General features: G+C 38.3%; 1 tRNA gene and 1 rRNA gene. Both read right to left on the bottom strand.

Annotated features, from left to right (window positions below):
* A 23S ribosomal RNA gene (locus tag A3761_RS08860) occupies window positions 1-191 on the bottom strand; the annotation flags it as partial.
* A 331-nt stretch (window positions 192-522) separates the two neighbouring features.
* Window positions 523-598, bottom strand: a tRNA-Ala gene (locus A3761_RS08855).
* Between the last annotated feature and the right edge of the window lie 86 nt (window positions 599-684).

The following is a 684-nucleotide window of genomic DNA, read 5'->3' as shown; positions in this document are numbered from 1 at the left end:
TTCTCCGGGTTTGCTTCTTACACCTATGTATTCAGTGCAAGATATCTAACTTATGTTAGATGGGTTTCCCCATTCGGAAATCGTTGGGTCAAAGCTTGTTTACCAGCTTACCAACGCTTATCGCAGGTTACTACGTCCTTCATCGCCTCTGACTGCCAAGGCATCCACCGTATGCGCTTAGTCACTTAACTATATAACCCGAAGTAGTCTTCTAAGACGACCTTTTACCATCTTAGTACTTAAGTTATATATATGACCATTCGTAACGTTTTCGCCGGATAACGCTTGATATGAATCTCATTTCTTTCGTTATCCATGATTAAATTATTCGCTGATATGTGAATAATCTAATCACTTAGCAATGAGTTGCATTATGTCATCACAACATAAAACAACGTCTACTATTACTTACCTAATTGTTAAAGAGCTTCTAATCGCATGATTAGAAATAAATACACTTTACTTAATTCAAACTTAAACCAAGCAAATACACTTATTTATAATCATTTCAATTTTGGAAATTGGTGGAGCTATGCGGGATCGAACCGCAGACCTCCTGCGTGCAAGGCAGGCGCTCTCCCAGCTGAGCTATAGCCCCAATCCCAGAGCATTTTATCCTCTGCTTTAACGTTCATTAAAGTCAGACTCAAAAAATCGTAGATTTTAGTTAATCTAGGCAAATGA

The organism is Oleiphilus sp. HI0123, assembly GCF_001635315.1.
This window is presented reverse-complemented; position numbering and strand designations above follow the sequence as displayed.